Origin of the sequence: Bacillus sp. BB081, from assembly GCF_008368895.1 — a bacterium.
GTDB classification, from domain to species: Bacteria; Bacillota; Bacilli; order Bacillales; family Bacillaceae_G; genus Bacillus_A; species Bacillus_A wiedmannii.
In genome coordinates, this window is record NZ_QOZX01000041.1 from 74564 (window position 1) to 100777 (window position 26214).

Annotated in this window: 17 protein-coding genes and 2 riboswitches; of the genes, 7 read left to right on the forward strand and 10 right to left on the reverse strand. The window is 36.4% G+C overall.

All coding sequences use genetic code 11. The features are described 5' to 3' along the window. Positions 1 to 18: 18 nt before the first annotated feature. Together DN394_RS18265 and DN394_RS18270 are read right to left on the reverse strand one after the other, a co-directional pair. Positions 19 to 651 (reverse strand): LysE family transporter, encoded by a 633-nt coding sequence (locus tag DN394_RS18265; RefSeq protein WP_046958953.1) that lies wholly within the window; start codon positions 649 to 651, stop codon positions 19 to 21. A gap of 138 nt (positions 652 to 789) precedes the next feature. Further along, entirely contained in the window at positions 790 to 1518 is a 729-nt protein-coding gene (locus DN394_RS18270) for a YqcI/YcgG family protein (protein ID WP_046958952.1), read from the reverse strand. 266 nt (positions 1519 to 1784) lie between these two features. Between DN394_RS18270 and cspB the strand changes: the two genes are divergently transcribed. Together cspB and DN394_RS18280 are read left to right on the forward strand one after the other, a co-directional pair. After that, on the forward strand, positions 1785 to 1982 hold the full coding sequence (gene cspB / locus DN394_RS18275) for a cold shock-like protein CspB (protein ID WP_001161731.1): 198 nt from the start codon (positions 1785 to 1787) through the stop codon (positions 1980 to 1982). A gap of 119 nt (positions 1983 to 2101) precedes the next feature. Beyond that, positions 2102 to 2350 (forward strand): DUF2564 family protein, encoded by a 249-nt coding sequence (locus tag DN394_RS18280; protein ID WP_097918025.1) that lies wholly within the window; start codon positions 2102 to 2104, stop codon positions 2348 to 2350. A 34-nt stretch (positions 2351 to 2384) separates the two neighbouring features. Here DN394_RS18280 and DN394_RS18285 read toward each other — a convergent pair whose 3' ends face one another. The 3 genes from DN394_RS18285 to DN394_RS18295 all read right to left on the reverse strand — a co-directional run bounded on the left by DN394_RS18285 (position 2385) and on the right by DN394_RS18295 (position 3870). Continuing rightward, positions 2385 to 2561, reverse strand: a complete 177-nt coding sequence (locus DN394_RS18285) for a zinc-finger domain-containing protein (protein WP_000358801.1) — start codon at positions 2559 to 2561, stop codon at positions 2385 to 2387. Between the two features lie 12 nt (positions 2562 to 2573). Beyond that, positions 2574 to 3233, reverse strand: coding sequence for a ribonuclease H family protein (locus DN394_RS18290; RefSeq protein ID WP_000875530.1), 660 nt, complete (start codon positions 3231 to 3233; stop codon positions 2574 to 2576). 151 nt (positions 3234 to 3384) lie between these two features. Then, positions 3385 to 3870 carry a QueT transporter family protein gene (locus DN394_RS18295; RefSeq protein ID WP_001026467.1) on the reverse strand — a complete coding sequence of 162 codons (486 nt, stop codon included), beginning with the start codon at positions 3868 to 3870 and terminating at the stop codon, positions 3385 to 3387. 6 nt (positions 3871 to 3876) lie between these two features. Next, positions 3877 to 3921: riboswitch (PreQ1 riboswitch) on the reverse strand. A 132-nt stretch (positions 3922 to 4053) separates the two neighbouring features. Between DN394_RS18295 and DN394_RS18300 the strand changes: the two genes are divergently transcribed. The 3 genes from DN394_RS18300 to DN394_RS18310 all read left to right on the forward strand — a co-directional run bounded on the left by DN394_RS18300 (position 4054) and on the right by DN394_RS18310 (position 6301). Further along, entirely contained in the window at positions 4054 to 4926 is an 873-nt protein-coding gene (locus DN394_RS18300) for an aldose 1-epimerase family protein (RefSeq protein WP_046955187.1), read from the forward strand. A gap of 69 nt (positions 4927 to 4995) precedes the next feature. After that, entirely contained in the window at positions 4996 to 5382 is a 387-nt protein-coding gene (locus tag DN394_RS18305) for a reverse transcriptase-like protein (RefSeq protein ID WP_002011911.1), read from the forward strand. A 13-nt stretch (positions 5383 to 5395) separates the two neighbouring features. Continuing rightward, on the forward strand, positions 5396 to 6301 hold the full coding sequence (locus DN394_RS18310) for a DMT family transporter (RefSeq protein ID WP_141475196.1): 906 nt from the start codon (positions 5396 to 5398) through the stop codon (positions 6299 to 6301). 2 nt (positions 6302 to 6303) lie between these two features. Here DN394_RS18310 and DN394_RS18315 read toward each other — a convergent pair whose 3' ends face one another. Beyond that, positions 6304 to 6564: a DUF6123 family protein gene (locus DN394_RS18315; protein ID WP_001195212.1), complete on the reverse strand. Its 261-nt coding sequence runs from the start codon at positions 6562 to 6564 to the stop codon at positions 6304 to 6306. 182 nt (positions 6565 to 6746) lie between these two features. Between DN394_RS18315 and DN394_RS18320 the strand changes: the two genes are divergently transcribed. Further along, a complete protein-coding gene (locus DN394_RS18320) occupies positions 6747 to 7307 on the forward strand; it encodes a cysteine hydrolase family protein (RefSeq protein WP_149294091.1) in 561 nt (186 codons plus the stop codon). A gap of 34 nt (positions 7308 to 7341) precedes the next feature. On the opposite strand, the gene DN394_RS18325 is transcribed toward DN394_RS18320, so the two are convergent. Next, on the reverse strand, positions 7342 to 8202 hold the full coding sequence (locus tag DN394_RS18325; RefSeq protein ID WP_149294092.1) for a GNAT family N-acetyltransferase: 861 nt from the start codon (positions 8200 to 8202) through the stop codon (positions 7342 to 7344). A 122-nt stretch (positions 8203 to 8324) separates the two neighbouring features. Between DN394_RS18325 and DN394_RS18330 the strand changes: the two genes are divergently transcribed. Continuing rightward, positions 8325 to 23357, forward strand: a complete 15033-nt coding sequence (locus DN394_RS18330) for a DUF11 domain-containing protein (protein WP_149294093.1) — start codon at positions 8325 to 8327, stop codon at positions 23355 to 23357. A 66-nt stretch (positions 23358 to 23423) separates the two neighbouring features. On the opposite strand, the gene DN394_RS18335 is transcribed toward DN394_RS18330, so the two are convergent. The 3 genes from DN394_RS18335 to DN394_RS18345 all read right to left on the reverse strand — a co-directional run bounded on the left by DN394_RS18335 (position 23424) and on the right by DN394_RS18345 (position 25647). Next, the gene (locus DN394_RS18335) at positions 23424 to 23564 is read right to left on the reverse strand and encodes an FbpB family small basic protein (protein ID WP_016088576.1); all 141 of its coding nucleotides are present in this window, start codon (positions 23562 to 23564) and stop codon (positions 23424 to 23426) included. 360 nt (positions 23565 to 23924) lie between these two features. Continuing rightward, positions 23925 to 24791 (reverse strand): 5'-3' exonuclease, encoded by an 867-nt coding sequence (locus DN394_RS18340; RefSeq protein WP_000757060.1) that lies wholly within the window; start codon positions 24789 to 24791, stop codon positions 23925 to 23927. A gap of 130 nt (positions 24792 to 24921) precedes the next feature. After that, positions 24922 to 25647, reverse strand: a complete 726-nt coding sequence (locus DN394_RS18345; RefSeq protein ID WP_046958946.1) for a P-type ATPase actuator domain-containing protein — start codon at positions 25645 to 25647, stop codon at positions 24922 to 24924. Positions 25648 to 25989: 342 nt separating this feature from the next. Beyond that, positions 25990 to 26155, reverse strand: a riboswitch (M-box (ykoK) riboswitch). Positions 26156 to 26214 lie beyond the last annotated feature (59 nt).

Below are 26214 nucleotides of genomic sequence, written 5' to 3' on the forward strand. Positions count from 1 at the left end.
AAAATCTCCCCTTCAATCTTATGTGAACAACTGTAAAGCTTTGTATGCAAAATGGATAGAATATCCTACTAAAATAATACCGGCTCCGGCTGTTATATAGCCAAGTGCTTTTTGCTTTAATAAAGTTCTGCCAAAATGGACAGAAAAAGCAATATTTAAATTCCATAAAATAATGCCAATGATAATACAAAGACTGTACAAAAAGGCTTCTTGTTTCGTTACCTTCGTAAGTAATGAACTAAGCGTACTTCCATATATTCCAAACCAAAAAACAAGGTTTAATGGATTGGATATCGCAATTAAAAAACCTGCCATAAACGATTGTTTAAGACCGCCTACCTCTTCTTTTTTATATTCCATATTCGAGTGAGAAATTCCTTGTTTTACACTTTGAAATCCTAAATAAAATAATAGGAAAAACCCTGTACAATACATAAAAGCTTGTACATATGTATACATAAACACAGAAGATAAACCGAAGTAGATGAGCAGCATAAACAAAATATCTGCAGTCATTCCACCAATTCCAACAACCCACGCATGCCAAAAACCTCGTTCAATTCCTCGTTTTAACATTTCAATATTAATCGGACCTACTGGCGCAGCTAATGAAATACCTAATACAATTTGTTGTATAATCGCTCCAAACATCGCTCTATCCTTTCTACTTCCTTTACTATTAAGTAATGATGTAATGATTAAAAATAGACTAGCCTTCATCAAAATATTTACTACTAAAATACCCTTTTTTATCCAAAATATGCAAAAGAACCATCTAGATGATGGCTCTTACTTTTCTAATTTATGAAGAAAAGGACATTTTCCTTTTATCGGCTCTACATCGTCTCCTATGAAATATTGTTTCCATTCGCGATGGTCTGGATCACCATAATGACTAATGTTAGGGTGTTTCGGCAGCTGATCCCACTTTTCAACTCGATCTCGGACCGTTTGTCTTGAATATGCTCCTTTAGGGCGATCCCCTTCTAATCCATCAAAGATGGTACGCGGTTGAAATCCAATAACGAGAGAATTTCCTAAATGCCTAGTTTTTCGTTGTTTATAAGCTGGCGCATTTCCAAATGCGAATATCGGTTCACCACCAAATGAAAATTCCCATAAGTAATGGTCTGGGTCTTCAGGAATTTGCTTCGGCCATGTTTGGTCATCGTTTTCATGTAAATATTGTAATACTTTCCAAAAGTAATCACGATAATATTCCAGTGATTGCTCTTCACATTCCGGTTCCACAAAAAGAAAAAATCCTCTTCTTACAATTGGACGCTCTTTCATTAACTCTAAAAAAGATAACATTGTATGTGGCAAATGACTCCAATCATTATGAGAGAGAAATGAATAACGAAGTTCATTCTTTTTCAAAGCTGTTAAGCCGAAATAACACGGGAAAGTTGGTTCTAGCACGACACTCGAAAAATTTTGAAATTCTTTTGTAACCCAATCTGGTATGTCAGTTCTCGTTCTCATTCCTTCATTATCTAATAAATAAGACTCATTCATTCTTTCTTTCACCTCATTATGTATAGCATTCAATTAAGAATATTACATACTCGGCCTGTCCTATACCTATTTAAAAATTCGGCTGAAAAATTATTTAAAAATACAAAAAAATAAAATCGCTTACTTGACTAATTTCTACCAATTCGTGTATATTTAAATTAATCATTTAGCAGAATATTCAAGATTATAGCATTTTTAGTTTATATTATCTTTCAAATGAATTTCACTAAATGAAAAAAGCAAATGTTTTTAGGAGGAATTGTAACATGCAAGGAAAAGTGAAATGGTTTAACAACGAAAAAGGTTTTGGATTTATCGAAATGGAAGGCGCTGACGATGTATTCGTACATTTCTCTGCTATTCAAGGCGACGGCTACAAAGCTTTAGAAGAAGGTCAAGAAGTATCTTTCGACATTACTGAAGGAAACCGCGGACCTCAAGCTGCTAACGTAGTAAAACTTTAATCCAACATATGACAGGAGGTTACCTTACTTGGTAACCTCCTTTGTTATTCCTTTGTATATTTCCGTTTTACAGAGCAAAAACTATGTGAAATGCGCAATATACAAAGGAGGAAGTAATAATGGGATCAGAAGTAAATGATTTTGAAGAAGTGAAATTCCGTGTAGAAACAGCACAAAAAATGGTAGGGTCAGCGACAATTTCAATGGATCCAGATACATTAGAGCATGCCACTACTGCTGTAGAAGCAGCTCGCTCTCAGCTTGAAATTATGAAATCTGTTGCGGTAGATTTAGATGAGCCGTTTCTAATGAATGAGGAAAAGAAATTAAGTGAATGCGAGCATCAATTAAACGAAGCAAAGCACTAAAAAAACATCCAGAGAATGTTCTCTGGATGTTTTTTCATGATAACTGTTCTCCATACTTTTTCAATGTTTCTCCAACTGTACATTGCCTAATACAAAATGAATGAGCATAATATTTACTATTTGTCTTTCGATTATGTTCTCGCAAAAAACACCCTTCACAATACGTTTCTAATAAGTCATTTACCTCTGTAATGAGTTGCTTTTTATCCACGGTTGCACCTCTCTATTCGGTTATTTCTTTATGACTATCAATGACTGTTCCTTCTAATGCTTGCGTTGCTAATTGATGTGCTTCTTTATTTTGTTTTCTAGATATTGGCTCGCATACAAGTTTTAATTTCATTTGCTTCGCTTTTTGTTCAATTTGGTCTAAATAATGATTTAAATGCTCATCATAGCAAGGCCATTCCCCGGCCAACTGCTGCAGTACAACTTGAGAATCGCCGCGAAGTGTAACTGCTTCATACTTAATTCCGAATTCCTCGAGTATATTCATGCCATGTAGTAATGATGCATATTCCGCTTCATTATTATCATATATACCTTCTATATATGCATTACGGCGAATTCGGTATTTTGTATTTCCTTTTTTATAGTATACACATATACCTACTCCAGCTTCTTTCGTCTGTACATCATAACCGCCATCAAAATAAACGAGTATTTCTTGGGGCTCTTCCTCCACTTGTTTACTCAGCTTTTTCATTTCCTTTAATGACCATTCTGCATCCATTTCATCATAAAATGATAGTTCTTTCACTCTTCCTGTTTTCTCGAAATCCTCTGCAAATTGCAGCACATCTTCTATGTTCATATAATCTGTCGTTAATTCCGTCTGCAAACCGCGCTTCGTTTTATACAACCAATGAATTTTATATTTCATACTAGATTCCCCTTATGTAAGACTTCTTATATGTATCCAGCTAATGAAAGCCTCACTTTATTTTATTATATTTTATCAAGAGTCTCTGAATTATATTCAATATTATCACATGCAAAAAGAGCTATCCCTTTAGGAATAGCTCTTTCATCTATTACATAAATCTTTCAAATTGTACTCGTTTATTAATCCAGTACATTACAGGCATACCAATCGCCATGACAACAAATTCACCGATTGCACATGTTAACCAAGTCAACATAAATGGTAAATCAAATGCAAGATGAAGTTCAATTGCAATCATAAACATTGTAATTGTAAAAATAACTGTATTAAAAATCATACGAGCCCAAACACCTTTAATAAATCGCATAGAAATAATCGTTGCAACTAATGCGAGAATAGATTGCCCTACTCCAAATACTAAATCGTAAGCGATCATAGGTGAGAAAAAGAGATTTGTTAAAAATACACCTAATACAATTCCGTAAATTGCTTTCTTATTAAATACAACAAGATGATTAAACATCTCTGAAATACGAAACTGTACATTCGTAAAGCCAAATGGCTGAATAAGCATAGAAACAGCAATATATAATGCCGCTAAAATACCATTACCGACTAATGTTCTTATATTCATGACAAAATCTCCTTAGTTTTTTTACGTGGGATGGTTTCGAACCACGTTATTCGTTTTTTAAGCAACAAGAATATATTCTACGCAATACACACTCTCTCGTCAATAGATTCCTATCATTAACTACCTTTTTTCTTTTAGACAACGTATAATAAAACATATGAAAGTTTTAGGAGGTTTCACTTCATGACAGCAACAATTCAAAATGAAAAAGTGGTCGTTTCCATTTCTGACAAAGGTGCAGAATTACAAAGCGTTCGCTTAAAAGAAGATAACACTGAATACTTATGGCAAGGCGATTCTACTTATTGGGGGCGCCGCGCACCAATTTTATTCCCAATTGTCGGCCGATTAGTAGATAATACATACTACGTAGATGGTAAACCATATTCTTTAACACAACACGGCTTTGCTCGTGATCTTACATTCTCTGTACAAGAACAAAGTGAAACGAAAATCACTTATATTGTAACTAGTAATGAAGAAACATTAAAAAAATACCCATACGAATTCGAATTACTCGTTTCTTATGAGCTAGACGGACAAATCGTTCATGTAACATATGAAGTAAATAACCCTGCTTCAAAAGAGATGTTCTTCTCAATCGGAGCACATCCTGGTTTCAACTTCCCCTTATTAGAGGGCGAATCATTTACTGATTATCATTTATCATTTAATGGTTCTGAACGCTTAGAAACAAGCGTATTAGAAGGACCTTATCTTTCAAGTAAAAAACAATTAATTGCTGAAAATACGAATGAATTACCACTTACATACGATTTATTCAAAAATGATGCGCTTATTTTTGAAAATATGAATACGGATGAAATCTCTATTCGTTCTCATAAACATAATAAATTTGTAAAAGTAGAATTTGACGGATTCCCATTTGTCGGCGTATGGACACCAGGCGAGAACGCACCTTTCCTATGTATCGAACCTTGGTACGGTATTGCTGATGAAGTAAATCCAGCAAAAGATTTCAAGGAAAAAAAAGGAATCCAATCTTTACAAGCGAATGAAACATTTACATGTCGTTATAGCATTACAATTGGCTAATTACTCTATCCCCTACTTCAAGGAAATATATAAGTAGGGGATCATCTTATCATTTGGAGGTTTCACATTTTGATTGAAGTATATATTGATGGTGCATCAAAAGGAAATCCTGGTCCTTCTGGTGCAGGAGTATTTATTAAAGGGGTTCAACCAGCTGTACAATTATCATTGCCCCTTGGGACAATGTCCAATCATGAAGCAGAATACCACGCCTTACTTGCGGCATTAAAATATTGCACGGAGCATAATTATAACATTGTCTCTTTTCGTACAGATTCGCAACTTGTCGAGCGAGCTGTCGAAAAAGAATACGCAAAAAATAAAATATTTGCACCACTATTAGAAGAAGCATTACAGTACATAAAAAGTTTCGATCTCTTTTTTATTAAGTGGATTCCAAGTAGTCAAAATAAAGTTGCTGATGAATTAGCTAGAAAAGCTATCTTACAAAATTAACGGGGGTATGAGTGTGAAAAAAGATTGGGTTGCTCCTCTTGCGTTATTATTTGTCTCTTTTATTTGGGGAGCTACGTTTGTTGTCGTTCAAAATGCTATGTCTTTCGTTGGTCCATTTACTTTTAATGGTATTCGCTTTTTATTCGCTGGAATTATTTTATTATTCGTTCAAATAATTTTCTCAAAAAAAGCTTCAAAACAAGATATAAAACAGAGTAGCTTCGCTGGATTAATTGTTGGATTCTTTTTATGTATTGGCTATGTATTACAAACATTCGGCTTACTTTATACAACTTCTTCAAAAGCTGGTTTCTTAACAGGGCTTAGTATCGTTATGGTACCCATTTTGTCTTTTATCTTTTTAAAACAAAAAGCTACCATTTTTATCGTAATGGGCATTGCTGTAGCAACAGCAGGTTTATACTTATTAACGGCCGGTGATTCTTTTCAATTAAACATTGGAGATATACTCGTTCTTGGTTGTGCAGTTGCTTTCGCCGCCCATATTCTTGTTAACGGCTTCTTCTCTAAGAAAATATCACCTTTATTGTTAAGCACATCGCAAGTATTAGCTGTCGGTATGTTTTCTTCTATTTGCGCCTTTTTGTTTGAAGATTGGGAAAAATTATTTTCAGTGGCACTATGGACGAATTCTTCCTTTTTATTCGCTCTATTTCTAACTTCCCTATTTGCGACATCCATTGCTTTTTTTATTCAAACATCAGCACAAAAACATACGTCTCCAACGAGAGTAGCAATTATTTTCGCAATGGAGCCTGTTTTTGCTGCATTAACAGGCGTTCTCGTTGCAAACGAACAACTTTCTATTTCTGCTATTATCGGATGCCTATGTATTTTCCTAGGCATGGTTTTTGTTGAATTACCTTCCAAAACAAAAAAAGAAGCGCAGGCTGCGTGAAGTTACGCTTGTAACTTCCGCATAAAAGCCTTAGCGCTTTTTTTATCTGTAATTTCTTCTTCTTTCAAACGTTCTAATAACGCAACAAAATAACTCCCATCAAACTGTAATTGATGTTTAATTGTCGCTTCTATTGCTGCGTTCACAATTCCATCAGATGCACCAGTATATCCTTGTCCGAACATAATAAACCCTTGTGCTTCCTCTGATAGTTTAAATCCTTTCGTATGTAAGAATGAAAGATAATCTTCTACTGTTTGCATGATATTCCCACCTACTCAAAAATTCTCCATCTCCTATCATACATGTTTTTACACGCTATGAGAATGAAATTTCTTTGACAACTTTGTAAATCTATCGTCTACTGCATAGACAATAGAGGATTTCCTTGCAATATGAATGAATATGTATAGTGGAACTTATTTCATATTAAAGGGGAGACACGATGAAACAAGCACTATTAATTATCGATGCGCAGCAAGAATTAATGGATGGAAATGAAAAAGAAAATGAAATTTTTCGTAAAAAAGATCTATTATCTACACTAAATACAGCCGTACAGAAAGCACTAGATGCAAATGCCCTTGTTGTTTTCGTAAGAGATATCGATGTTGCTTCTGGTAGCGGAGAAGGATTTGAAGTACATAATCAAATTCAAGTACCTCAGTCTGCAATCCTTATTAATAAAGCAGCAACAAACGCATTCTATGGCACTTTTCTACTTGAACTTTTAAAAGAAGAAAAAATTAATCATATCGTTATCGGTGGATGTAAAACAGAACATTGCATCGACACCGCAGTTAGAACAGCTACTGTACAAGGATTTGATGTTACATTAATTAAAAACGGTCATTCCACAACTGATTCTAACGTGTTATCTGCAGAACAAATTATCGAGCACCATAATAAAGTTCTACACGGTCATTATAATGTGGATCATTTTTCTATGGTGAGAGATATCGAGGAAGACCTCTTCCAACCAACTCACGACCAATATCGTGATTAATAAAAAAGAATCCTTCATTTAGAAGGATTCTTTTTTACCCAAAAATTTGCGCTGCAATACTGTATAGTTCCCCATTTTTTTTCAAAAATTGATCACTATTTCTCATCATAATTGGCGGTGTATTAACCTTTTGAAAACCAGCAATCTCTAACTCTTTCAGAAAATCGTCCTTTCCTTTTGGTACATCCATTCTTAATCTCCCATCATGCCCTCTTGCTAAAGCATGTACTATTCTCATTGCCATTGCATCATTTTTAGCAACGATCGGTCCTATTATTTTATTTTCTGGCGTTTGTACACTTATACCGTATCCTACTACATTTTCTTTTGTATCCTTTATAACAACACACTGATCACTTTGCATAATTCTTTGTTTTAAAAACTCGTTTCGACTTGTTCCAAATGCGCCTTCATCTATTTTTATTATTTCTTCTAAATCCCCCTCTTTATAATTCATCACATATTCTTCATTTCCTTGACAGTTATAATTCGTATTGTACGAGTTACATATGTATTTAGAAATATAGCTCACTGCCCTAAATCCTAACTTTTCGTATAAAGGTTTCCCCTCATCTGTAGCAATCAGCATAATTGAAGTTCGATCTGATACGCTATTCATGCAAGAACTCGTTATCGCCTTACCAATCCCTCTTCCCTTATAATCCGGATGGACAATGCCCATTCCGATAGACGCTAATTTCTCCCCATATAATATAATTGCCGCGCTAGCAATAAGTTCCTCTCTCTTATTCCACACACCGTATATAATACCTGAATCAAAAATAGTCTCAATTTCTTCCTTGTTATAATCCCACCCAATATAAGAAGATAATGCTACAATATCGCCTATTTGTTCTTCCCTAAGACGCTCCACCTTAATTTCCAATTCAAGCATACTTCATCCCCTTATCTAGACATTTAAATCATTATTATCAAATCAACTTGTACATGTTTCCTTTTATTTGTCACACACATATCCTATTTTGACCAAGACTATATTGTAAATGAGGTGACAACATGCCCATTACGAATCGATTTTCTACCACCACTAACGGCGCACTCGCTATTACAGGAAATACTTTAGGCTTAAGTAAAATTAGTAATCAAAACCGTGCTGGTACAATCGGGGCAATTGGTGCATTCGCAACTACGAATACAGCTTTACAAGTCACTACTTTTCCTGCTGGTACAACGTTAAACTATACACAAAATAGTTCTACCGCTATTTTAAATATACCTGCTGGTAGTACAATTCTTTACGCAGAACTCGTTTGGGGTGGAAACTATTTATCTCGTGATCAAAACATTACGAGTGTATTAGGAAACCCGGTTTCTTTTACAACACCTGTGTCAACATACTCGATTACTCCTTCAGCTGTTACAGCTTCCAATCAAACATTCGTTTCCGGGTCCGTCACATTTGGATTCTATACACGTTCTGCAGATGTAACATCTCTTGTTCAAGCTGGAGGATCTGGCTCTTATACAACTGGCTCTGTCCCTGGACTTGTGGATCCCATAGATGCTTCTAACGGAACAATTAATTCGGCTGGATGGACGCTTATCGTCGCTTATCAAAACGGGACATTACCCGCAAGAAACTTGACGATTTATGTAGCAGGTAACCGTGTTTCCGCAGAAACTGGTAGTGCTGATGTATCTGTCTCAGGATTTTTAACACCTTCAGGGGGACCTGTAAGCGGGAGATTATTTTTAAGTTCTACCGAAGGAGATGCTGATTTAACCGGGGATCAAGCTTTATTTGGACCCAATTTCAGTTCATTAAATGCTTTATCTGGGCCAAATAATGCTGTAAATAATTTTTTTGGTTCTCAGGTCAATAACGCTGCAGGAAACTTAGATACAACTGGGACATTTGGAACGCGAAATCAAAGTGCCTCTACAGCTACAAACATCTCAGCCGGTCGACAAGGTTGGGACATTACTTCTATTGATATTTCCCCTTATTTAACAAATTCTCAAGTGTCCGCCGCCATCCGTTTAACAACTAACGGAGACGCGTATATGTTAAATACAGTCGGTTTACAAATCAACATAAATTCACCTAACATACAAGCAACGAAAAGCGTAAATAAAAGTGTCGCTGCAATTGGGGATGTCGTCACTTATACCGTTACGATTCCTAATACCGGGCTTCTTCCCGCCAATAACGTTATTTTTATAGATAATCTTCCTACCGGTACTTCATTTATACCTGGCACTGTAACGGTAGATAACGTACCACAAGCAAATGCAAATCCTGCCGCTGGTATATCTCTTGGAACCATTAATAATAATTCTTCTCGTACAGTAACGTTCCAAGCGACTGTCGTTTCTCTTCCAAATCCAAATCCGATTTCTAACACCGCTAATATTACATTTCAATATACACCAATTGCTGGAGGAACAACCTTTAACGGTCTTGCAACAAGCAACTCTGCTGGAACGCAAGTTAACCTCGCAGATATTAATGGTACAAAATCAGTTAACAAACTTTTTACCGATATTGGTGAAACGTTAACTTACAGTATTGCCTTAGCTAATATAGGAAATATCGCCGCAACGAACGTTATATATACGGATCCGATTCCTAGCGGGACTACTTTCATTCCAGGGAGCGTAACTGTTAACGGAGTTACTCAGGCTGGAGCAAATCCAGCTACTAGTATATCAATTGGATCTATTGCCGCAAATTCCACTACTACTATTTCATTTCAAGTATTCGTTCCGTCTATCCCCCAAACAAATCCAATATTAAATCGTGGAACAACAACGTACCAATACATTCCTGTGCCAAATCAACCGGCAGTAAGTGGGACTGATACGACCAATATCGTATCTACTCAAGTGAATAACGCTACTGTAACTATGGCAAAAGCAGTAGATAAAAATTTCGCAGATATTGGTGATACACTAACGTACAACGTTTCCTTTACAAGTACAGGTAATACGAATGCGAACAACGTTATTTTTACAGATGTCATTCCTAGCGGAACAACTTTTGTTCTAAACAGTTTAACAATAGATGGCACGACACAAGTTGGAGCAAACCCCGCTAACGGTGTAAACATTGGATCAATCCCAATTGGCTCAACAAAAAATATTTCATTTCAAGTAGTTGTAAATACAATACCCGCGTCAAATGTCGTATCTAATGGATCAAGCGCTTCTTATCAATATACCGTCAATCCAAGCCAATCACCCGTTACAAAAAACATTTCTTCTAATCTCGTTTCCACTCAAATTAACAATGCGAATGTAACATTAACAAAATCAACAAACAAACAATTTGCTACAATTGGCGAAACGATAAGTTATACAATCCTCATTACAAACAGTGGAAATACAGCCGCAACTAACGTGCAACTAACAGATCCACTTCCAAATGGAACGATATTGACTCCTGGTACTGTAACACTAAATGGAGTTTTGCAAAATGTAAATTCTCTCGTCGCTTTACCTATCGGAACAATTCCTGGCGGAGCTACTTTTACTCTTTCTTTCCAAGTAACAGTCATTAATATTACCGCCCAAAATCCTATCATTAATAATGCTTTCGCTTCTTATCTATATACTGTTAATCCAAGTCTGCCACCAACTTCAAAAACAGCAAATTCTAATTCTGTTACATCAACAATTAGACTAGCAAACCTTCAAGCTACGAAGTCTGTAGATAAAACATTTGCGGAAGTTGGAGATGTATTAACTTATACCTTTGCTCTTACAAACGATGGAAATGTTGCGGCGAACAATGTAGTACTATCCGATTCAATTGCGAATGGTACTGCCTTTGTACAAAACAGTGTTACAATTAACAATGTTGCTCAGCCAGGTGTTACACCAGCTAGCATCAATATTGGTAGCATCAATGCAAATACTACAATTACAACTTCATTCCAAGTATTAATAACTAGCATCCCAAATCCAAATCCTATTTCAAATAGCGCTTCTATTTCCTATAACTTTATCGTGGATCCAAACGCTTCACCTGTAAGTAAGAACACTACTTCAACCACTACATTTACTCAAGTAAACGATGCAAATGTCATTTCAGCAAAAACAGTGGATCGGGCGTTTGCTACTGTTGGGGATGTATTAACTTATACTATTCTTTTAACGAATGCAGGAAGTGTTACTGCTGATAGCCCTACTTTCGTTGATACGAATCCAGATGGTACTACCTTTATTCCAAACACTTTCCTTATTAATGGTGTACTCCAAAATAACGCTGATCCAAACGCCGCTGTTTCGTTACCTTCCATTCCTGCTAACAGCTCACTTACCGTCTCTTATCAAGTAACTGTCACCTCTTTACCAACACAAAACCCAACATTAAATTCATCTAGTACACAGTATAGTTTTATTTTAAATCCGGGTGATCCACCAACTATAGAAACATCTTTAAGTAATACTGTAAGTACACAAATTAATTTAGCAAATGTAGTTATTGTCAAACAGGTAGATTTAACTATTGCTGATGTTGGGCAACCAATCACATATACAATTGCCTTAGCGAACCCTGGGAATACTCCAGCGAATAATGTAGTTGTTACCGACATACTCCCTCCTGGTACGACTCTTGTACCAAATAGTATTTTTATAGGCGGCGCTTTACAGCTAGGTGCTGATCCAAGCGTTGGTCTTCAAGTTGGAACAATTCCCGCAGGTGGAATTACAACTATTGTTTTTCAAATTAGTGCAAATAGTTTACCTTCACCAAATCCAGTTCAAAATAGTGTTGCACTACAATATAGCTTTATCACAGATCCAAATTTACCTGCTGTTGTTAGAAATGCCACTAGCAATATCGTAACGACACAAATTAACACCGCAAATCTTGTTGCTACGAAACTAACAAGTACAAATTTCGCTGATGTTGGCGATGTCATAACTTATGCAACAATTTTAACGAATAACGGCAATATCCCTACCTCTAATGTAACGTTTACAGATATCATTCCAGCTGGTACCATCTTCCTTCCTAACACTGTAACGATTAACGGTGTCCCTATAGCTAATGCAAACCCTGCTAATGGCATTTTGATTGGCACGATAGGAGCGAATTCATCACGTACTGTTTCATTCCAAGTTTCTGTACCAACCATTCCTCGTGCAAATCCGCTTACGAATCAATCGAGCACTACATTCCAATACACGTACGATCCATCCAAACCAGTTGTAACGCAGATAGTGACCTCTAACACTGTACAGACAACTATTAATAATGCAACGATTACCTCTGCAAAATCTGCTGATAAACAGTTTGCAAACGTAAATGATATTATTACGTATACGACTACTTTAACGAATATTGGGAACACACTTGCATCAAGTATAGTATTTACAGATGTAATTCCAAACGGGACATCATTTATTCCTAATAGTGTAACGGTAAACGGGAATACACTCCCTAACACAAATCCAGCAAGTGGAATTGCAATTGATCCAATAACCCCTAATACAAGTGCAACAATCTCATTTCAAGTAATAGTAAATTCCATTCCTAGTCCAAATCCAATCCCGAACCAAAGTAACACAGCTTACCAATATTTCGTAAATCCTAACTTACCTCCAGCATCCGCCAATGCGTTAAGTAACGTAATAACAACTCAAATTAATAACGCTACAATCGTCGCTACGAAGTCAGTGAATACACCGACAGCTGCAATTGGTGATATCGTTACTTATACGATTGCAGTTACGAACACAGGGAATATCCCTGCTAGCGCTACAGTTTTAACAGATGGACTCGGTGCAGGCGCCTCATTTGTGCCAAACTCTGTAACTATCGATAATATTCCGCAGCCAGGGTTAGATCCATCACTTGGTATTCACTTAGCAGATATTCCCCCAGGAGATACTGTATTCATTACTTTCCAAGCACAAATTTTAGCGATACCACCTAGTGGCACATTAACAAATAATGCTCTTGTAAATTATGAATATACCGTGAATCCAAACCAATCACCTGCTGTTAATAGTACAATTACGAATACGACGGTTACTCCAATTATTGATGCTACTTTAGTTTTAAATAAAAATGCGAGTACAACTTTCGCTACGATTGGTGATACGATTACATTCACTTCATCTGTTACAAACACAGGAAATACGACTGCAAACAACATTGTTTTTACAGACACAATTCCAAACGGTACTACCTTTGTCCCAAATAGCTTTAATATAAATGGTGTAACCATCCCGAATACAAATCCACAAAACGGTATTAATATTGGTAACTTGAATGCAAATGCATCGATTACACTCAGTTTTCAAGTAAACATTACAACGCTTCCAGCCCCTAATCCAATTCCGAACAAATCATCACTTCAATATGGCTTTATTGTAGATATAAATGAGCCGCCAGTTTCACGAACAGTTCAATCTAATAAAACTTTTACACAAGTAAATACTGCTTCTGTTATCGCAACAAAAACTGCAAGCAGTGCTTTTGCTGCTGTTGGAGATACAATTACGTATACAACTACCCTCACTAATAGCGGAAATACTACCGCAAACACACCTGTTTTTATCGATATATTACCACCTGAAATTTCATTCGTTCCTGATAGCGTACAAATTAACTCCATCCCACAACTTGGATTTAGACCAGATAGCGGAATCTCTTTAGACTCAATTCCAGTTGGAGGAACGACAACAATTAGCTTTCAAGCTATCGTTGGCTCAATACCAGCTACAAACCCAACATTGAACCAGTCTAGCACGACGTACTCGATCATTGTTGATCCTACCCAGCCGCCGGTGACAGAAACAGCTACAAGTAATCCAACTTTAGTTCAAATTAACGAAGCGATTATTCAAGCAACGAAAAGTGTGGATCGACTATTCTCTGACATCGCACCTGGAAATTCATTTTTAACGTATACTGTTTTATTGGAAAATATAGGGAACACAACTGCTACGAATATCATTTTTACAGATCCAATTCCAAATAATACAGTATTTATAGAAGATAGCGTTCGAGTAGGCGGAGTTTTATTACCTGGAGTAAGTCCAGCGAACGGGATACCAATTGGAGATATTATTGCAGGAGATTTTATAAACGTCACCTTCCGTGTGCAAGTAGTTAGCATCCCAAATCCTATTTTTACAATCGGACCTGGAGGACCAAACTCACCAGTTGTAAACGGCGCTTCTATTGATTATCAATTTATGACAGGACCTAATTTACCACTTGTTTCACGAAATACGACATCTAATTCTGTTTCGACACAAATAAATTCTGGGGAAATTGTGGCAATCAAATCTGTAGATAAAATTTTCGCAACAATTGGCGATACAATTTCTTATACGATTACATTAAGTAACCCTGGAAATGTCACTTCACAAAATATAATTTTTACGGATACTTTACCTGATGGAACGACATTCATATCTGGCACTCTTACAAATGATTCTGGTACACAGCAAATCGGAAATCCATCTAACGGGATTCAGATTGGAAATATAAACCCAAATGGAACGGCTGTGATTACTCTCAACGTACTTATTACAAACATTCCAAGTATAAATCCAATTTCTAATTTTAGTTCTGTACAATTTCAGCATATTGTCGATCCAAGTCAACCAGTTATCACTCAAACCGCTTCATCGAATACCGTTACTACGACAATAAATAGCGCAATATTAACTACCACAAAAAATGCTGATAAATCCATTATTTCTGTTGGCGATACGATTACGTATACATCTACTATTACAAATACAGGAAATACAACAGCAACGAATATTACTTTCACAAGCGCTATTCCAGCCAACACTACATTTATACCAAATTCGGTCACAATTAATGGTATGCAGCAACTTGGTGCACGGCCAGCACTTGGAGTCAATATACCCAATATCGCTCCTGGCGAAACAGTAACCGTTACTTTCCAAGTAAATGTTATTTCTGTTCCCCCTTCAAGTTCAATTATGGATAACGATACAATTTTATACTCTTATACTGTTGATCCAAGCGCAGCTCCTGTTACTACTTCTACTTCAACTAACAGCGTTACAAATCCTGTACTAGATGCTATGATAACGATGATTAAATCAGTTGATCAAACACTTGTAACACTAGGTGATACTATTACCTATACGACACTTTTAACAAATAGTGGGAATACAAATGCTACGAATATTACGTTCACTGACCTTATTCCAGACGGTACAACGTTCGTTTCGGATAGTGTCACAATCAATGGCAGTACACACATCGGACTCGATCCTAATACAGGTATAACAATCGGATCAATTGCTCCTAACAACTCAATATCTATAGCATTTCAAGTGACCGCTACTTCTACCCCTGTTCAAAATCCTATTGCCAATTCGGCTAGTGCTTCTTACACATTTATCACTGACCCTAATGCCCCTATTGTTTCAAGGAATGTTACTTCAAACACAGTGTTCACTACAATTAACACAGCTACCATTCTTTCATTAAAACAAGTCGATAAATCCTTTAGTCGTATTGGAGACACACTCACCTATACTGTTACTTTAACAAACAATGGAAACTCATCCGCACAAAATGTTATTTTCTCAGATACAATGCCGAGCGGAACTACATTTATTGCAAACTCATTTTCTATTAACGGGGTTTCTCAAAGTGGTGCGGACCCATCGAACGGAGTAAATATTGGGCCTATAACAGCTGGGTCTACAGTAACTGTTTCATTCCAAGTAAACGTGGCGTCATTACCAACCGAAAACCAAATTGTAAATTTCTCATCAACATCGTATCAATTAGTCTCACCGCCTGATCCAGAAACTTCCATTAGTAATCCTGTTTCAACACAAATTAAAGAAGCAATACTATCCATGATAAAAAATGAAAGTGTCTCTTTTGCAGATGTCGGGCAAACTGCTTTTTACACTACTTCTATTTCAAATATAGGAAATACAGATGCAGCCAACATTGTATTCACAGATGTATTACCGAGTGGACTCACATTTATTCCTAACACATTAACTGTTGATGGTGTTTTACAACCTGACGCGAATCCAAATACAGGTGTATTACTTGCAGCACTTCCACCAAATGAAATATATAGTATCGTCTTTCAAGTTACAGTGAACAGCATTCCACCTATTAATCCAGCACCGAATACTGCATCAACGACATATGAGTTTACTGTTGATCCTATTAATCCTCCAGTATCAAGTTCAGCTACTTCCAACACTACGCTTCTTCAAATAAACAACGCTACTATTATAAGTACAAAAACAGCAAATCTTACTTTTGCGGATGTTGGTAATACAATAACATTTACACTTAACCTTCCTAATACCGGGAATGTGGCTGCAACTGATGTTACAGTTATCGATATACTTGATAGCAATTTAAGTTTCGTTCCAAACAGTTTCACAGTTAATGGGCAAACCATTCCAAACGCTGATTTATCTACTGGTGTAAATATCGGTGCAATTAATGGTGGAAATACATCAATTGTCACATTCCAAGCCATCGTTTCAACCCTCCCAATCAACAATCCTATTTCTAATTCGGCTCTTACCAATTACCGTTATATTGTTGATTCAGATCAGCCGTTCATTTCGACTTCCAATCAATCTAATACAACGACAACACAAGTTAATAGCGCTATCCTTACTGCACAAAAAAATTCAAATGTGCAAACAGTAGATATTGGGCAAGATATTGTCTACTCAGTTACGATTACAAATAGCGGCAATGTTAGTGCGACGAATGTTATTTTTACCGACCTAATTCCAGACGGAACTTCCTTTGAACCGAATAGTTTTACACTTAACGGAACTACCATCCCAAATGCAGATATCATTACAGGCGTCCCAATTGGTGATATCGCGCCAAACCAATCTGTCATTGTGGCATTTAATATTATCGCAGATGAAATCCCGCCTATAAATCCAATTACCAATCAAGCTAGCGTTAACTTTCAACATATCGTTAATCCGGCTAATCCATCAGTTTCAAAAAACATTACTTCTACTACTGTTTCAACAAAAATCGAAAGTGCAATTTTAAACACGATTAAAATCGGAGATAAAGCTTTTGCAACGATTGGTGATACGATTACGTATACAACTACGATTACGAATACAGGAAATATTCCAGCTAACAACGTTGTTTTCTCAGACCCTTTACCATCATGGACACAATTTGTTGCAGGATCAGTTGTTGTTGACGGTACTTCATTACCATCCGCTTCTATCATCGACGGTGTTGGCATAAATACAATCAATCCAAATCAAACTGTAACAATCATATTCCAAGTTCAAATTGTAAGCAATCCAACAACATTCACTCCTGAACTTCAAAACTTAGGATTTGTGAACTTCCAATATAACGTAGGCAATGCATTACAGGCTCAGCCTGGCAACGTGGAAACGAATGTCTTCGTTACTTCTATTAATTCAGCAATACTTTCAGCTGTAAAAACTGCTAGTATAGCCTTTGCAAATATTGGAGACACGATCACTTATACCGTTTTAATTCAAAATAGCGGCAATACAAACGCTACGAATGTAAATTTCTCAGACCTCATTCCAGCAGGAACAACCTTTATTGAAAATAGTTTTGCTGTAAATGGAAGTACCATTCCAGGTGCAAATCCAAATAACGGAGTTAACATCGGAACCGTTAGCGCGGGTAGTTCCTTAGCTGTTACTTTCCAAGTCATAGTTACATCTACTCCACCTTCAAATCCAATTACAAACGTTGCATCCATTCAATACACATTCATCGTTGATCCGGCGGCTCCTCCTGTTACCGGCACAATAAATTCTAATAGCGCTTCAACACAAATTAATAACGCGACTGTTACAACTGTTTTAGAGGCAAATCGAACAATTGTATCTATCGGAGATATCATTACCTATACAGCAATATTAACGAATACTGGAAACTTCCCTGCAAACTCTGTATTACTCATTAACGGCGTTCCTGAAGGAGCATTATTTGTTCCAAATAGTGTTACACTCAACGGGATTTCACTTCCAGATGCAAGTCCAACTCTCGGTATTCCAGTTGGTATTATCGCACCAGGTGATTCTGCTACGATTACGTTCCAATTTCTTGCAAGCTCTATTCCATCGCAAGGAGCAATTATAAATCAAGCACTTACAAGTTACACGTATATTGTCGATCCGAGTCAACCTCCAGTTACAGCAACCTCCTCATCTAATACGGTTAGTACAGCTGTCGTTGATGCATCGTTATCCGCAATTAAAAATACAGATTCTCTCATACAATCTACTAACGGTACAATCACTTACACTGTAGTCGTTCAAAATAACGGGAATACAACTGCAAATACAGTTACTTTAACAGATTTGGTCCCAGAAGGAACTGCATTTATTCCGAATAGCGTAACCATTAATGGCGTTTCAGCTCCAGGTACCGATCCAAACGTAGGGATACCATTAAACTCCATCGTGCCTTCAGACATTATCACCATAACATTCCAAGTTATCGTTCAATCCATTCCAAGCGTGAATCCAATTTCTAATATAGCCCGTATTGCCTATGCTTTTATCGCCGATCCAACCGCTCCTATCATCTCTCGAACAATAACGTCTAATCCAGCATTCACACAAATTTCGGATGCGAATGTTCTTTCATTAAAAGCAGTCAATGCACAACAAGCAACAATAGGTGACATTTTGACCTATACGATAACACTAGAGAATACCGGAAATATTCAAGCTACTAATCTTATATTTTCAGATACTATTTCAGAAGGGACTACATTCGTAGATAATAGTTTTACACTTAACGGAACAGCTATACTTGGTGCAAATCCAAACGCAGGTGTTACTTTGCCTAACCTAGCAGCAAACGCTACTCACCTTATTTCGTTCCAAATTCTTATTAACGATCCATTCTTGCAACAATCGATTACAAATCAATCCAATACAACATATACAATTCAACCAGACCCAGGACAACCGCCTATTACGGAAACCTCCACTAGTAATATCGTCATTACAAATTTCGTGCAAGCACAATTGACAATTACAAAAACATCCAATCCAACAACTGTAGATATTGGTGGAACGATCCATTATATTTCTGAAGTGAAAAATATCGGCAATGTTGACGCAATAAATATTGTTTTTACAGATTCGATTCCAGCTGGGACTACATTCGTTCCCGACAGCGTCACAATTAACGGTGTACTTCAGCCTGGTGCAGATCCTGAAAACGGAATACCAATTGGAACGATTACACCAAACAGTTCCAAAACAATACTATTTCAAGTACAAACAAATAATCCACCTACTGAAACAGAAATTGTAAATCAATCTTCAGCAACTTACCAATATGTAAGTATTCCTACAGCTCCCCCAGTGAATCGCTCTGCAACTTCTAATATCGTTACAACATCACTTCAAAATGCAAATATTATTTCCGTTAAACAGGCGGATGTTACTTTCGTATCCATCGGGCAAAATATTACCTACACAAATACACTACAAAATATCGGAACTGTTCCAGCTAACAATACGGTGTTCATTGACAACATTCCAGAAGGTACTATATTCATTGAAGATAGCTTATCAATAAATAATGTCATTCAGCCTGGTGCGAACCCTGAAAATGGAATAACTCTTGGCACGATACAACCAGATGAAACAGTCACTATTTCATTCCAAGTACAACTTACAAGTATACCTCCTGGCAATACAGTCATTAACATTTCAGACACTTCGTATGAATACCAAATTGAGCCTAGTTCTCCAATTATTCAGCGTAGATCGTTATCAAATGCAGTAAACACGGAAGTCCGTACAGCAAATGTTAGTGCAATTAAATCCGCTAACAGATCTATTACACGCATCGGTCAAATCATCACATATACAGTCGCAGTTACAAACGCTGGTACAGTACCTATTACAAATACTCTCCTAATTGACGCCATTGCTGCTGGCACCACATTCGTTCCAAATAGCATCCTTGTAGATGGCATACCGAGACCTAACGAAAATCCAATTACCGGAATCACCCTTGATATTATCCTTCCAAACAATACAATTATCGTTACATTCCAAGTAAATGTAATCTCTGCACCTTCTCAAAATAACATTAATAATATCGCCGTCATCCACTATGAGTATCAACCAGACCCAAGCTTGCCACCAATTTCAGAAACGACCTCTTCCAATACTACAAATATACAATTTATTGATGTGATTCTTATCGCTACAAAATCTGCTAATAAAGTATTAGCTAATATTGATGACACCATTGAATATACAGTATTCATTCAAAATAACGGATCTACTACAACTAACTCCATCTTTTTTACAGATACTATAGAAGATGGAACAGTATTTATTCCGGGAAGTGTAATAGTTAACAACACTGTACTTCCTGCAGCAGATCCGAATATCGGCTTTTTCATTCCTAATATTGCGTCAGGGCAAGCGACTACAATAACGTTACAAGTTTCCGTTACGAATTTACCAGCTTTAAATCCAACGCCTAATACTGCAAACATCGTCTACGACTTTATTTTCAATCCTGACTTTGTACCAATTCAAAAATCTACTACTTCCAATACTACTTTCGTCCAAATTAATGATGCTGATATCGTTTCACTGAAAACTGTTGATTTAACTTCTGTAACGATTGGTGACATTTTAACTTATACAACAACTTTAACGAATATAGGAAATGCAGATGCTACTACCCTTGTATTTACAGACAATATTCCTGTTGGAACAACCTTTATAGACGGTAGCGTTTTAGTAAATAATATTCCTCAGCTTAACGCGAATCCAAGCACTGGTATACTTGTAGGAACGATTGCTCCTAACATTTCTATCCCAGTCACGTTTTCCGTTACTGTGTTAGCTCTTCCAGCTAGCGGTCGTATTCAAAATCAATCCACTTCCCGTTATACAATTAATGGTGAAGAACAAATATCGACTAGTAACATTACCTTCACTGAAGTTATTTCTGCTCATGTAATTGCAACAAAAACAACACCTATCCAATACGCTGACCTACAAACGATTATCCCTTACACAATTTCCATCACGAACAATGGGAATATACAAGTTGAAAACATTATCGTTACAGATATCATCCCAGCAAATACGAGCTTTATAGGGAATAGTGTTATCGTGAGTGGCACCGCTCGTCCAAATGACAATCCAGTTAGTGGGATACAAATTGATAACATTCCGCCTAATACGACAGCAACTGTTCTATTCCAAGTACGGGTTACTTCGATTCCACAAACCAATCCAATCTCTAACACGAGTACAATTGAATACCAATACACGTTACCTAATCGACCGCCTATTACCGAAACTATTCTTTCATCAGCTTCCGTAACAGCAATTAATCACGCGAATTTAAATAGTAACAAAACTGTTAACCTTGCATTTGCAACAGTCGGTGACACGTTAACGTATACGATTACACTCAATCAAACTGGTAATGTTGCAGCAAATGATGTAACCATTCAAGATATGATTCCTCAAGGTACTACATTTATAGAAAATAGCGTTATTGTAAATGGAGATGCCCTTCCGGGAGTTAGTCCAGTAAGTGGGATACCAATTGGCACTATAATTGTAGGCGGAAACGCTAGCGCTTCATTCCAAGTATCTGTGACTTCTATCCCAACACCAAATGAACTCAACAACAAAGCAATTACTACCTTTAACTATATAGTCAATCCAAATAACGTACCCGTTACGAATACAACTACAACAAATACCGTCACAACAACTGTCCAAAATGATAATGTCTTTGCTATTAAGTCTGTTGATGTAACGAATGCCTTACCTGGTCAAACTGTAACGTATACAATCACAATTACAAATAGCGGTAATGTAACGATTGAAGATCTTCTTGTCATAGACACGGCACCAGTAGATACAACCTTCGTTACGGGCAGCGTTACGATTAACGGAATCAATCAACCTAATGCAAACCCTGAAAATGGTATTACATTAGGAAACCTTGCTCCTAATGAATCTACTATCATTACTTTCCAAGTAACAATATCTCCTTCGACTCTTCAATCTGCAATCAATAACGATGCTTCTGTTTCCTATACTGTTACCATTGATCCGAATGAACCGCCTATTACAATTACAAAGCAAACAAATACCGTTACAACAACAGTAGTTGATCCGATGGTTCATATTGAAAAAACAGCAGATAAATCTATCGTAGCAACAGGTGATACTATAACTTTCACATTGGAAGTAATAAATCATTCACCAATTCCTACAATTAGTACTTCTGTCCTAGATATCATTCCATCTGGTACAACATTTATAGAAAACAGCGTAACAATTAACGGTACTCCGGTTCCAAATGTTCGTCCAGACACTGGTATTAACATCGGCGCTTTACCTGCAGATGTTGTATCAACGATAACATTTAAAGTTCTCGTCACTTCTATTCCTTCAAACAATACAATTGTCAATTCCGCAACAGTTACAGCAGCTTTCCAATTGACACCACAAGACCCGATTATTACTTTCATTGTTAATTCAAACATTGTACGCATACCAGTTCAATTTATAACTGCAACAGTAGTAAAAAACGCTTCCGTCAGCTCAGCTTATTTAAACCAATATTTTGATTATACGGTGCGTATTACAAATACTTCTGATATTTCACTTTCAAATGTTTCATTACAAGATACCATTCCACTAGGTTTACAATTTATGAACGGCACTGTCTTTATTAACAGCGAACGCTCTCCACTAGCGAATCCGAATATCGGTTTCCTAGTCGCTACTAATTTGGAACCAAACGAAACAATTATCGTATTATTCACAGTACAAGTGATAAGTCCACCTGTTAATAATGAATTCAAAAACACGGCGAATATTTCGTTACAACTTCAAGTCTCGCCTACCGATCCACCAATTACAGTAACCGTTACAAGCAACGAAAACATCGTCTCTTTTATTTCAGAAAATCCAGATGAAACACTTCCAAATTTAAATTGCTTCTTTAACGGTGAACGTTTTATACGCGTTACTCCTCGAAATATACGAAATTACTTTTGGGCTTGGATTTGGTGGAAGTAATAAAAAAGAAAAAGCTTGTAGTTTGGATAGTATCCAAACTACAAGCTTTTTTCATAAGCAAAATTATCAATTGCTAGCAGCACTATATGCTACATGTCGTTTCTCAATTCTCTCTTCAATTTCTTTCATATTTTCTTTATTATTTAATAGTGATTGTTTATTTTCAATTAATAATTGTTTAAAAGATTTTCTCACTTTTTTTCTCATTTTCATTGTCCTCCTTGGGGGATGGTCTATATAAAAGATAAGGAATTATCTGTGTGCCCTTATAATAATTGATTGTTGTGAATTCCATTTGAACTTCATATGAAAATTTCATTTATTTTCTGACAACTTTGTGAACATACAAAAATGTGATCATCCTAAAACCATTTTGAAATTGCTTCATTTCATTATAAAAGTTGCTATTGTCATCAACTTCTATCAATATATTTTGTCGAAACATTTATATATTTAAAATTGAGTTCGATATAATTTTATTTACTACGATACTGTTCGTAAAAACAAAAAGAGGGGTGTTACATAAGTCAAAGTTTGACTTATATAACACCCCTCTTTCAAAACTATTTATAGCATATTGATTAATATTTCAGGTCTTCCCCAATTCATTTCTTCACAAACGAATCTAAGTTTTTCTTCATCCATTGTGTGTAATCCTTCTTCTAGTAAACATGAAATTGGAACTTCACAATGAATTTGTGCCAATTGTAATGAAATATTTAAGTTCTCTAAATCACTTTCAATCTTTGTGCGCTGCGCTTTCGTTAATGATGCTACATTTTCTAGTACAGTTGCTACTGTTCCGTGCTCTTGAATCAATTTATACGCTGTTTTTTCCCCGATACCTTTTACACCTGGGTAATTATCGCTCGTATCTCCCATGAATGCTTTCGCATGCACGATTTGCCACGGCTCTACGCCTTTTTCTTCCATGATTTTCTCTGGTGTGTAATATTCGTAATTTCCGATTCCTTTGCGCAAGAGCATTACTGTAACGTTCTTATCAACAAGCTGAAGTAAATCCGTATCACCTGTTAAAATATACACTTCCGCTTCATTACAGTATTGTTTTGCAAGCGTGCCGATACAATCATCCGCTTCATACCCTTTCATACCGATAACTGGAATAGACAATTTCGCAGTCATTTCTTGAACTAAATCAAATTGCGGAATTAATTCTTCAGGCGGCGCTACACGATTCGCTTTATAATTCGAGAACGATTCTGTTCTAAATGTCGTACTACCCATATCCCAGCATGTTACGATATGTGTCGGTTCAATTGCTTGCATAGCTGTTAATAAATGTTTCATATAACCATGAATCCCATTTGTAGGGGTACCATCTTGTCGTTTCATAAATTGTCCGTAGACACTTGTTGCGTAAAAAGCACGAAATAATAGTGCCATACCATCAACTAATAATACTTTTTTCATAATCCCTCTCCTACCAAAAAAATAATAACCCCACGTCATCACGTAAGGTTATATAAATAGATTACCATTCTACGTTTTTTCAACTTTGTCTATTATACATTGTTTTTGTATATTTAGCATCATTTACACATTAAGACGTTCTACTACAACAAGTATGAAGAATTCCTGTATACGTATTTTTCCCAGTCGAAACAACTACAGCCTTTGCATTTCCGCCAACAATATGAGTCCCTTTGAAACATACGTTTTCAAGTTCAAGTGGATTATAGTCTTTCATTCGTTTTAAAGGAATAAATCGTTTACGCTCAAGGTGATAGCAACTTTCAAATTTCTCAATAATTGCATCTTTTCCTGTTAGCACGGATTCATTTACTAATAAATCATTCGCGTAAATGATACGTACATCTGCTGGTACTGTATCACCTTCTGAAAGAAAAATCATATCCCCAGGAACAAGCTCTTGTACTGGCACATTCATCATTTTTAATTCACCGTTTAAACCTGTTACACTAGAACATTCTACTCGAGACACAGTAATTTTCTCACATTGTAATCCATCACGCACATGTTGTTTTGAAAAACCTGGAATCATTCCACTTAGCTTCATCATTACTTCCGCAATACGCGCTCTTTTTGAAATTAATTCGTTTCGGCCGTATACTTGAATGCGTTTTTGTGCCTCTTTCATAGATAATCCGTCTCTTGTTGTTTTAAAATACGCAAATACAGATTTCACATCTCTCGTTGCGATTTCAATTAATAAATCTTTATTTTTTTGAAGCATTGTTTGTTCTTTCATTGATTTTTTACTTAATTTATATGACGTGTTACCCACAGTTTTGTTTGCATATAACATATTATCGTCTCCTCCTGTACAACATAGGAAGAAACGCTTTGTTTCTCAATTTATCCACTTTACCGTAACAGTGTTTAGCGCTTAAACATGCATATAAACGCTACATTATGATAAATATAGAGGGAGGAACAAGTCGTTTCCTGCCTACATCATATATTTTTGATTTGAAGTATATGGGTAACGGAACCGAGTCAGAATTTGACATGCTCCTCACCTCCTCGTTTAATTTTATAGTTTATACTATGAAGTTACTCATAGATTTGTAACAAAAAGACCCTTACTCTGAAAAGAGTAAAGGTCTTGGCATACACAAATAAACGATTCCTAAACAATTAGAAATCTACGGACCTCTCCCTCGCCGAGTTTTAGCACTGTATAGCATAGGTACATTACCAGCTACGTTAAGAAAAACCTTAATTCGATCATTCCTGTTGACCCATTGGCGTCTCTCGACATTTTTGGGCAGTAGCATTTCTCTATACAGGAGCCTCACCTAACAGAGACTTATTTTTATTACATAGAAAATGTTACTCTTATTTAAAATAGATGTCAACAGTAGCCTACAAT

Coding starts and splice junctions, on each gene's coding strand:
- DN394_RS18320 (WP_149294091.1), top strand. CDS start 6,747: ATGAAACAAGCACTATTAATTATCGATGCGCAGCAAGAATTAATGGAT.
- DN394_RS18300 (WP_046955187.1), top strand. CDS start 4,054: ATGACAGCAACAATTCAAAATGAAAAAGTGGTCGTTTCCATTTCTGAC.
- cspB (WP_001161731.1), top strand. CDS start 1,785: ATGCAAGGAAAAGTGAAATGGTTTAACAACGAAAAAGGTTTTGGATTT.
- DN394_RS18335 (WP_016088576.1), bottom strand. CDS start 23,564: ATGAGAAAAAAAGTGAGAAAATCTTTTAAACAATTATTAATTGAAAAT.
- DN394_RS18270 (WP_046958952.1), bottom strand. CDS start 1,518: ATGAATGAGTCTTATTTATTAGATAATGAAGGAATGAGAACGAGAACT.
- DN394_RS18340 (WP_000757060.1), bottom strand. CDS start 24,791: ATGAAAAAAGTATTATTAGTTGATGGTATGGCACTATTATTTCGTGCT.
- DN394_RS18295 (WP_001026467.1), bottom strand. CDS start 3,870: ATGAATATAAGAACATTAGTCGGTAATGGTATTTTAGCGGCATTATAT.
- DN394_RS18265 (WP_046958953.1), bottom strand. CDS start 651: ATGTTTGGAGCGATTATACAACAAATTGTATTAGGTATTTCATTAGCT.
- DN394_RS18280 (WP_097918025.1), top strand. CDS start 2,102: ATGGGATCAGAAGTAAATGATTTTGAAGAAGTGAAATTCCGTGTAGAA.
- DN394_RS18290 (WP_000875530.1), bottom strand. CDS start 3,233: ATGAAATATAAAATTCATTGGTTGTATAAAACGAAGCGCGGTTTGCAG.
- DN394_RS18315 (WP_001195212.1), bottom strand. CDS start 6,564: ATGCAAACAGTAGAAGATTATCTTTCATTCTTACATACGAAAGGATTT.
- DN394_RS18325 (WP_149294092.1), bottom strand. CDS start 8,202: ATGCTTGAATTGGAAATTAAGGTGGAGCGTCTTAGGGAAGAACAAATA.
- DN394_RS18345 (WP_046958946.1), bottom strand. CDS start 25,647: ATGTTATATGCAAACAAAACTGTGGGTAACACGTCATATAAATTAAGT.
- DN394_RS18330 (WP_149294093.1), top strand. CDS start 8,325: ATGCCCATTACGAATCGATTTTCTACCACCACTAACGGCGCACTCGCT.